The sequence below is a fragment of the Amycolatopsis panacis genome, assembly GCF_003600245.1.
In the GTDB taxonomy this organism is placed as follows: Bacteria; Actinomycetota; Actinomycetes; order Mycobacteriales; family Pseudonocardiaceae; genus Amycolatopsis; species Amycolatopsis sulphurea.
This window is the reverse complement of sequence record NZ_QZFV01000153.1, coordinates 154,094-163,460: the sequence shown is the minus strand read 5'-3', so window position 1 is coordinate 163,460 and position 9,367 is coordinate 154,094. Positions and strand designations below refer to the sequence as shown.

Annotated in this window: 6 protein-coding genes; 4 read left to right on the top strand and 2 right to left on the bottom strand. The window is 71.3% G+C overall.

The window, feature by feature from the left end; genetic code table 11:
* Nucleotides 1-67: 67 nt before the first annotated feature.
* Nucleotides 68-3,007, bottom strand: coding sequence for an AAA family ATPase (locus D5S19_RS31540; RefSeq protein ID WP_120026993.1), 2,940 nt, complete (start codon nt 3,005-3,007; stop codon nt 68-70).
* Nucleotides 3,004-4,326 carry a metallophosphoesterase family protein gene (locus D5S19_RS31535; protein ID WP_120026992.1) on the bottom strand — a complete coding sequence of 441 codons (1,323 nt, stop codon included), beginning with the start codon at nt 4,324-4,326 and terminating at the stop codon, nt 3,004-3,006. Before D5S19_RS31535 ends, D5S19_RS31540 begins: the two co-directional genes overlap by 4 nt.
* A 124-nt stretch (nt 4,327-4,450) precedes the next feature.
* Between D5S19_RS31535 and D5S19_RS31530 the strand changes: the two genes are divergently transcribed.
* The 4 genes from D5S19_RS31530 to D5S19_RS31515 are packed head-to-tail and all read left to right on the top strand — an operon-like array spanning nt 4,451 to nt 9,348.
* Nucleotides 4,451-5,305 (top strand): hypothetical protein, encoded by an 855-nt coding sequence (locus D5S19_RS31530; RefSeq protein ID WP_120026991.1) that lies wholly within the window; start codon nt 4,451-4,453, stop codon nt 5,303-5,305.
* A gap of 38 nt (nt 5,306-5,343) precedes the next feature.
* The gene (locus D5S19_RS31525; protein ID WP_120026990.1) at nt 5,344-6,483 is read left to right on the top strand and encodes a hypothetical protein; all 1,140 of its coding nucleotides are present in this window, start codon (nt 5,344-5,346) and stop codon (nt 6,481-6,483) included.
* Nucleotides 6,480-8,012, top strand: a complete 1,533-nt coding sequence (locus tag D5S19_RS31520; protein WP_120026989.1) for a hypothetical protein — start codon at nt 6,480-6,482, stop codon at nt 8,010-8,012. Before D5S19_RS31525 ends, D5S19_RS31520 begins: the two co-directional genes overlap by 4 nt.
* Nucleotides 8,002-9,348 (top strand): AAA domain-containing protein, encoded by a 1,347-nt coding sequence (locus tag D5S19_RS31515; protein WP_120026988.1) that lies wholly within the window; start codon nt 8,002-8,004, stop codon nt 9,346-9,348. Before D5S19_RS31520 ends, D5S19_RS31515 begins: the two co-directional genes overlap by 11 nt.
* Nucleotides 9,349-9,367 lie beyond the last annotated feature (19 nt).

Sequence of the window (9,367 nt, the reverse complement as noted above, 5' to 3'; positions counted from 1 at the left end):
AACTTCTCCACACTCGGGCGTCCATAAGCGACCCGCTGTCCTCGCATGGACCGCGACCCTATGATGATCAAGAACGAAAGCCCCGATCACCCCACCTTCCCCCATGTGCGAAATACGGGGCTAGCGCCAGGGCGAGGGACGCCAGGAACTTTTCGCCGCCGGAGAGCCGGTTCGCGGCGTGGACGACGCCGGAGTTGCGGCTGACGATCTCGAAGCTGCCGGCGAAACCGAACCGCAGGTCGGTCAGCTGCCCGAGCAGGTCACTGGCGATGCCGAGCAGCGCCCGGGTGTTCAGTCCCGTCAGGTGGCCGAGGAACTTGGCTTCGACGAGCTCGCGGCGCAGCACGTCCAGCGCCGCCAGCCGTGCCTGTCCCGCCCGGATGGCGAAGTCCAGATCGGCGGCGGGCTTGACCAGGTCCTGGGCTCTGCCCTGGAGCTTGCGCTGGTTCGCGGCTTCGGTTTCGGCTTTGGCGCGAGCCGCGACGAGCGGGTGCAGGTGCGACGAGTCCGTCAGGCAGCAGGCGGGATCGACTCCCTCGACGTCGGTCAGCACCGCGGCCTGTGCCCTGAGTCCGGCAGCCGCTTCAGCCGCCCGAACCGAATGAGCGGCACCGACCTTGGTCAATTCGCTCCGCAGGGCACCAGTGACCGCGGACAGCGCCGTGGCGAACGTCCGGATTTCCGTGATTCCCGGCTCCGCCGGAGCTTCGGGCAGCCGGTTCCCATCGGCATCCGGCAGCTGGGCCGCGGCCTGCACCGCCGCGTCCGCCCACCCGTCCAGGCGGTGGCGAAGGCGGGTGAGCGGCTCGTCCACGGCTTTGCCGGCCTCCTGGTCGAGTGCACGCTGGAGCTTGAGGACCGTGTTCTGCTCCGTGCGCACCGACTTCTGCTCGGCAAGCAGGTCCTTGATCTCCGCCAGCCCCGCGGCAATGGTTCCGGCCACCTCGGCGGCGACCTCGGCACCGACGTCGATCGCCTTGCCAGGCAGAACCTGCCGGATCCGGGCTGGCAGAGCGTCGATGTCCTCGGTCATCCGGTCGACTGCGCGCGAGTGCCGCACCGACGCTGCCTTGGCGGTCTTGACCGCCTTTGCGTGGATCTCCTTCCGGCCGCTCAGCGCCTTGCGTTCGACGTCGAGCGCGGCGGTTGCCTCGATCGCTTCAGTACGCAGCCGGTCCGCACGTGTCGCGGCGGCGTGCTCACACCTGGCGAGCGCAGCGGAGACGGGTTCGACGAGCTTCGACGGGTCGAGCGTGCTGTCGTCCGAGTGGGTGGCCAGTGCCGTGGTGGCCTCGGTCAACATCGCTGACGCGGCCTGGGCGTCGAAGGATTCTTCGGCTTCGACGGCAAGAGAAGCGAACTCCACGTGAACCTTCAGCACCTTCTCGGTGGCGCGTTGCAGGTTCTCTTCGGCTTTCCGGTGGTCTTTCGCGTGGCCGGACGCGGCCGTCTCCGCCGTGGTGACCGCGCCGCGGGCGTCGGCGAGCGCACGGTCGGCGCTCTTCGCATTCACCCTTGCCTTGCGCACCAGCTCCTTCGCCGCGCTGAGGTCGGCCTCACCCGCCCCGGCGGCCGGTTCGAAACCGGCGGGGAGTGCGCGCCGGCACACGGGACAGTCGTCACCGGCGTGGAGTTCGGCGGCGACCGAAGCGGCCCGGTCGCGCAACTTGAGAGCGTCGAGGTGCTGCTCCGCGGCCTCGACCTCGGCTTCGGCACCGCGGACCTCTTCGTCTAGCGGCGCGACGGCCTGCTGCGCGAGGTCGACGGCACTGACGGCGGTGCGGTGTGCGAGCGCAGTACGGGCGACCTGCTGCGCGGCCGCCGTCGCTTCGGCCAAGTGAGTACGAACGTCAACGCCCTTGGCCTGCAGTCTCTTGCTCACGTCGACGGCGGCTTCGGACGCTTTGGTCAGCGGCTTGGCCAGCTCGGTACGCTGCGTCACGTCAGCCGCGACTGCCGTGATGGCTTTGGTTTCGGCCGCGAGTTCGGCTTTCTCGGCGACGAGCCGATCGCGCTCGGCACGATGTTCCCCGGCTTGCCCCGGGAGCTTCGCCACGACGGCGGCGGCCGTGACGAGTTCGTCATGTCCTTCGCCACGGTCCTCGATCTCTTCGATTTGCGACGTCAGGACGCCGTCCCGCGCAGCGGCCGCGGTGGCTCGCGAGTTCAGTAATCCGCGGCGTGCGGAGATGTCGGCGGCAACCGGCTCGAGCGCGTCCAGAACGGACTCGGCGTCGGGCACCGCCTTTTCGGCCAGGAACCGCGCAGCGTTGTCAGCTGCAGCCGCGGCCGCTGTGGCTTCGGACACGAGCTTCTGCAGCGCGGAGACGGTTTCGATGGCGGAGTCCAGGCGTTCGACGCGTTCCTCGGCGGCCTTGGCCGCTGCTCCGGCCACCTCGGCGGCACCTGCGGGATCTTCGGGCATGCCGGAGCGTTTGCCCTTCGCCTCCGCCAGCAATCCGCTCAGGCTCGAATGCCGGAGGACAGCGCCCTCACGGATGGTCTCGAGGGCGTCGGCTCCGAAGAGCTCCCGCAGTCGCGCGGTGCGTTCCTTCGCGGCGGCCGTGAGGAGCTGGTCGAACTTGCCCTGGGGCAGCAGCCCGACCCGCAGGAAGGTGTCGTAGCCCATCTGCAGCACGGCCTTGATCCGGGCGTCGACCGCGCCGGCGCTGTCGACCTCCTCGCCGGTGTCGAGGTTGGTGAGGTGGTGCCGCCCGGCGTTCGCGTTGGTGGCGTGCATCGTGCGGTCCACCCGCCAGCGGTGCCCGTTGTGCAGGAAGGTGAGGCTGACGCTCATGGCCTGGGCGCGGTCGGCGATGAGTTGCCGGGGTTCCTTGGCGTCCCAGGAGCTCTTGCGGAACAGCGCATAGGTGATCGCGTCGAGCAAGCTGCTCTTCCCGGCGCCCGTATCGCCGACCGCGGCGGCCAGGTTCCGGCCGGTGAAGTCGACCGTGGCCGGACTCGGGTAGCTGCGGAAGCCGGTCAAGGACAGTTCGATGGGTTTCATCGCCGCTCCTCCGCTCCCGCGGTCTCGTCGCCGATCAGCAGACCGGCCCGGTCGACGCCGTCGAAGGCCTCGCCGGCGATGGCGGCGGTCAGCAACGTCTCCTCGCAGCAGGGAACCGGCTCAGCGGGATCCGGTTCGGCCTGCAGGTCCGCGAAGGTGGCCATGACGTGGTCCAGCGCGACCCCGGCCGTGCCGCGGCCGGGCAGGTACTCGCGCATCAGCTCGTCGACGCCGGGGAGGTCCGCGACAGAGGTCGCCCGATCCAGGACCTGAACGGCGGCACCGGGACGGCGTTCCTCGATGTCGACGATCGTCGCCCGCGGCAGCAGCTTGGCCAAGGCCTCGGGGAGGAACACGGTCGGTCCTTCGACGTTCACCACGGCCTTCACCCAGGCATCGCCGACCCGGTCGGCGCGCTGGGCAATCTCTTCCAGCGAGCCGGTCAGGTGGACCAGACGGCGTCCGCCCGTGAGCGGCTCGAGGGTGATCCGAGGCTCCTTGCCCGGGGCGAGCTCGGCCAGGACGACGCTTTTGGTGTCACGGGTCTCACCGAAGTCCAGCTGCAGCGGGCTGCCGGCGTAGCGGGCGGGGAAGCCGGCTCGTCCGACGCGCTGGGGCTGGTGGATGTGGCCGAGGGCACCGTAGTCGACGCCGGGCAGGTCTTCGGCGGCGACGGCGTAGTCGGAGCCGATCGAGACCGGCCGCTCGGAGTAGGACGGCGTGGCCCCCTCTACGAAGAGGTGGGCGGCGAAGATCAGGAGGTCGCGCGGGCCGCGACCAGCGGCCAGGCGCCGGTGAACGTCGGCCTGGACGGCACGAATCCGCTCGGCGTAGGTGGCGGTCGCCGCAGCGGGATCGGCGAAGTCGTAGGTGAACCGGTTGGGGTGCAGGTACGGCAGGGTGCCGACGCGCAGGGTCAGCTCTCCGCCGGATGCGGGGAATTCGGTCAGCAGCAGCCCGCCAGGGCGGGCGTCGGTGGCGAAGCGCACCCGGACCTGGTCATCCGGCCGGTGGCCCATGTCGTTGAGGAAGTACTCCAGGTGTCCCAGGACGTACCGGGTGTCGTGGTTGCCCGCGACGACGACCACCGGAGCGATGTCCCCGAGCCGGCGCAGTGCGTGGGCGGCCCGGCGGATGTCGTCCAGGCTCGGGCGTGGGCCGTCGAAGAGGTCGCCGCTGTGCACGATCAGGTCCGGGGCGAAGTCCGCGGCGATGTCGACGATCTCGGCGAGAACCGCGTCGAATTCGGCGTCGCGCCGGTGGCGGCCGATCTGGCGCCCGAGGTGCCAGTCGGAGGTGTGGAACACGCGTCCCGTCACGGGATGCCTCCCCGGGGAGTAACGGCGTCGGCCGAGGCCGCGTCTGTGGGTGTGACACCGCACACCGTACACGACATCTCAGGAAATATCTGGAAGAATTCTGGAAGTCTGGTACTCTTCGATCATGAGCGATCCCCTGGACGTACTGGAGAAGAACATCGCCGAACTGCGCCGCGCGATCCGCGACGCGGCGACCGCCGGCGCCTCCGAGCGGGCGGCGGAGCTGCGCACACGGCTTCGCCGCGCCGAACGCGCCTGGGACGCCCTCCTCGACACCGACGAGGACGCGGCCGCACCGGCGGTCGCCGAGCCGGACGACGTGCCGCCGGGGCCGCCCGCGGCCCGGGGCGCGATGCTGCCGGCGCGCGAACATGCCCACCGGGCACTGATGCTGCTGCAGACCCCCGCCGCACCAAAGCTCATCGTCGGCGTCCACGAGGCCTTCTTCCCCGGGGAGCTGTCCGCGGCCAAACTCTCCAGCCTACGCCGCGACGAGGAGCGTTCCTACCGGGCCGCACCCGGTGCCCGGCCGTACTACCTGTGCCCCGCCCTGACCCACGACCTGCTCTCGCCCGCGCGAGCGCTCGTCACGATCAGCACCTGGCCGCTGGAACAGCGGATCATCGGCCCGCTGTCCCCGCGCGCCGATTTCCTCGGCGGCGCCATCCGCATCGCCGAGGCGATCCGCGGCATCGCCGCCTCGCCGGAAACCGAGCCGCGTCCGGCGGCGCAGCGCCTGCTCTGGCGCTTCGCCGTGAACATCCCGGGCGCGACGAGCGCGGAACCGGCCGCCGGAGCCGGCACACCGGACCCGGACCGGGTGATCGCCGCGGCCCACGCCGAACTGGCCGTGCACGCCGACACCGACCACGCCACCCGGGCCGCGGCCGCCCAGCGTGCGCGCAAGCAGCTCGGCGACGCCCAGCAGCTGTTCGGCGCGTCGCTGCAGGATGTCAAAGCTCGTCAGACCGAAGCTTGACCCCGCCCCACCCGCACCACCGCAAGGAACGAACCACTGTGAAGGCTGCTCCCGACCAGCGCCTGGACGTGCTGCGTGGCTCCGCACCTCGTGTGCACCACAACGCCCGCACCCTGGCCGCGCTGGAGAACAACCCCCGTTGCATGCTGCGGGCCGTGCTGGACGCCTCCGGCTCCGACAAGGCCGCGATCGCGGCCCACGCCGGGTACCCGAGCCCCTTCGGCCAGTCCTCGTTCGCCATCGTCCGCGGCAACACCTTCGAGGCCATGGTGAAGGCCAACGGCTGCGCGGAGCTGCTGCGCGTCCTGCGCGAGACCCTCCAGCTCACCCTGCCGGAGGTCGGGTACCAGGATCTGAACGACGTCGGCGGTGACGGCCGCCCCGAGACCCGCCACGCCCGGACCGCACACCTGCTGACCGGTGCCGCCCAGGGACGCGGCAGCGACACCCTCTACGACCACCCGATGCTGCGGCTCACCGTCGGCGGGCACCCGGTGTTCCTCGAGCCGGACCTCGTGGCGTTCCGCATCGGCGACCGCTTCCACATCGTGGAGATCAAAAGCTTCCCGATCGTCGACGGGCAGGCCGACCCGGCGCAGGTACGGGCGGCGACGACCCAGGCGTGCGCCTACATCATCGCGCTGCGGGCCATGCTCGCCGAGGCCGATGTCGGCCCCGAAGCCGTTTCCGACACGATCGTCCTGGTCGCCCCCAAGGACTTCACCAACCGGCCGACCGGTGCGTTCGTCGACGCCCGGAAGCAGGTCGCTACGCTGACCCGGCAGCTGGCCCGGATCGAGCGCATCGCCGACCTGGTCGACCTCCTGCCCGAGGGCTTAACCTTCGACCTCGCCGCCGACGACACCGGTCGCCCGCGTCGGCCGGCCCAGGAGCTGGCCGAGGCACTGGACCAGGTACCCGCCACCTACCGACCGGACTGCCTCAACCACTGCGAAATGGCGTTCTACTGCCGTTCTCGCGCACGGGCCGAATCGTCGCTGGACGTGCTCGGGACCGAAGTACGCGAGCACCTCGGCGGCATCGACACCGCGACCATGGCCCTGGGCCTTGCCCGCGGGACGCTGACACCGGACGACGACCAGGTCGAGATGGCCATCGCGCTGCGGCACGCCGCACGGCTGCGGACCGAGCTGCTCGAGTCCGGGGACGCCCGATGAGCAGGGTGTCCGCGCTGGCGCACCTCGAGGCGATGGAGGAGATGCAGGCGGTGCCCCTGACCCGGTTCCGGCACCGGCACCTGTCGGACCGGCCGCTGGTGGTGGTACCGCTGACCATGGCGGGCGAGGCGGGCACTCCGCTGGCGGTCATGGTCAGCGCCGCCCGGAGGTCGCCGGTCCTGCTGGTCGTCGGCCAGCCGCGCAACCGCGACCAGCGGTTCGCGTTCGCGGCCGAATTCGGCCGGATCGTCCTGGACTACATCGACTCCTGCCGCCAGGACCGCCGCGACCTCCCGTCCCGCGGCGAGGAACGACCTTCCCGGTACACCGCGGCTCCCCAGATCCTGGTCCCCAACCGCGGCGGCATCAAGGCGCTGGCAGACCTGGGCCGCATGTGCCGGTTCCGCCGCACGACCGGTCCGTACCCGGTGCCCGCGGCTGTCCCCGAACTCGGGAAGTGGCTGACGTTCCTGGTCGAAACGGCCGAGCAGGCGGGCACCTCGATGCTGCTGCCGGTGACCGGCCTGCTCGGCGAGCACTGGGCCACCGGCCAGAGCACGCTCGAGGACCAGAACCTGGCCTCGATCATGGCCTGGATCTCGCCCCCTGACGGCCTGACCGTCGAGCAGGCCATGGCCGACGCGGAGAACCCCATGGTGTGCCCGCCCGCGGGGCCCGCGACGTCACCGGAGTTCGACAACACCTACCTCGCTCCCGCGATCCGGCGCTTCGACTCCGCGCGGGCGGCCGGCGACCAGCAGGCGCTGGCCAACGCCCAGGCCGACCTTCGAGATCTGATCGGCGAGCAGCTCAAACCGACCTGGCGTCTCATGTGGAGCGCCGTCTCGCTGCTGCGCAACGTTCCGGAGGCGCCTCGTGCGGCCAGCCGCTTCGACCGCGACCGCGGCCTCTTCACCGACTACTCCGACTACCAGGAATCTCCTGACGCCCGGCCACAGCCCAAGCGGGACGGTGCCATCGGCGCCGCCCGGCGGCTGAGCCGGCTCGAGCGCGCGCTCGCCGACTTCGAGGCCGAAATGGCGTTCGACGACCCCTACGTCCTCGCCGACCGGCGCAGTCTCGGTGAAGCTTTCGCCGGAGCAATCGTCATGGCCGAGCCGGACCGGGTCGTGACCACCGAGTCGAACCGGCGGGTGCCGAGGCCACGGGTCACCGTGCGCACCCTGGATCCCGTCCGGCTGGCCGACGACACCAAGCTGATCAGCCCCACGATGCCGCCCGGCCACAAGGCCGTGATCGTCTCCACCGTCCGCGACGGCGAGGCGAGCCTGGTCACGGTGGAGATCACGGGCGGAATGGGCCGCGCCTGCGTACCCAAGCCGGGAACCGTTCCCGCCGCCGGGCAGCGCGTCGCCTACCTGCCCGACCCCGGCTGGCGCCCGGCCCCGGTGTTCCCGGAGCCGGGCCGGATCCCCTGGACGCACGCCGGCGATGCGGCGGATTCCGAAGCCGCGAATCCTGCCGCGGACGATGCAGCCGCTGCCGAGGAGTGGGGCGATGACACCTGAGTGCGACCCGGGCTTCGACCCGGCCTCGGCCGCCGACGCGGCCACCACCGCGATCCTCGCCGACCTCGAGGAGAGCGGCCACCGGGCGGTGGTCGTCGACTCGCCACCCGGTGCCGGCAAGAGCACGCTGGTGGTCCGGGCCGCCGGCGACCTCGTCGGCGGCGGTGAGCGGCCGATCATCGTCGCCCAGACCAACAACCAGGTCGACGACCTGGTCATCCGGCTGGCCACCGCCCACCCGGACCTCATGATCGGCCGGCTCAGCGCGTCCACCTACACCGCGCCGCCCGCCGTCGCCGCCCTCGCGAACACGACCGTCGCGACCCGCGTGGCCGACCTTGCCGGCTGCCGGATCGTCGTCGGCACCTCCGCCAAGTGGGCCACGGTCCGCCACGCCACGTTCGGGTGGGCGATCCTCGACGAGTCGTACCAAATGCGCTCGGACATGCTGCTGCAGATCGTCGAACGCTTCGACCGCGGCCTGTTCGTCGGCGACCCCGGTCAGCTGGACCCGTTCGCCATCGTGGGCACCGAACGGTGGGTCGGGCTGCCTCACGACCCGACGCAGAACGGCGTCACCGTGATGCTGGAGCACAACCCGGACACCCCGGTGCACCGCCTGCCGGTCTCCTGGCGCCTGCCGGCGACCGCCGCCGCCACCGTTTCGACGGCGTTCTACCCGTTCACCGGCTTCACCGCGGGGACGGGCCGAGAGGCGCGATCCCTGGAATTCCGCACGCGAGCCTTCGGCGGCTCCACGCTCGACGAGACCCTGGCGATGGCCTTCACCACCGGCTGGGCACTGCACCAACTGCCACGGCGGCACGTCCCCCGCACCGACGCCGAGACGATCCAGACCGCGGCGAACCTCGCTGCCCGCCTCCTCGACCGCGGCGCGGTCGCGACCTGTGAACGCCACCGCGACGGACGGGTTCTCGAACCCGGCGACATCGCCATCGGCGTCGCCCACCGCGACCAGGCCGACCTGGTCCGGCTGGCGCTCGCCCGCACCGGCCGGCCGGGCGCGTCCGGTGTCGCAGTCGACACAGCCAACCGCCTGCAGGGCCGCGAGTTCGAGATCGTGATCATCGTGCACCCGCTGTCGGGGCGTCGGGACGCCACTGCGTTCCACCTGGAGACCGGCCGGTTGTGCGTCCTCACCTCTCGCCACCGGCAGGCCTGCATCGTCGTCGCCCGCGAAGGGATCAGCGACCTGCTGGACAGCCACCCGTCGACGGACGCCGTTCACCTGTCGGTGCCCGCGAAGTTCCCGGACGGCTGGGAGGCGAACCAAGTCATGATGGCCACGTTCGAACGGCATCGCGTCCTGGGGTGACTCCGCATGCGGAGGCGCA

Coding starts and splice junctions, on each gene's coding strand:
- D5S19_RS31540 (WP_120026993.1), bottom strand. CDS start 3,007: ATGAAACCCATCGAACTGTCCTTGACCGGCTTCCGCAGCTACCCGAGT.
- D5S19_RS31530 (WP_120026991.1), top strand. CDS start 4,451: ATGAGCGATCCCCTGGACGTACTGGAGAAGAACATCGCCGAACTGCGC.
- D5S19_RS31520 (WP_120026989.1), top strand. CDS start 6,480: ATGAGCAGGGTGTCCGCGCTGGCGCACCTCGAGGCGATGGAGGAGATG.
- D5S19_RS31515 (WP_120026988.1), top strand. CDS start 8,002: ATGACACCTGAGTGCGACCCGGGCTTCGACCCGGCCTCGGCCGCCGAC.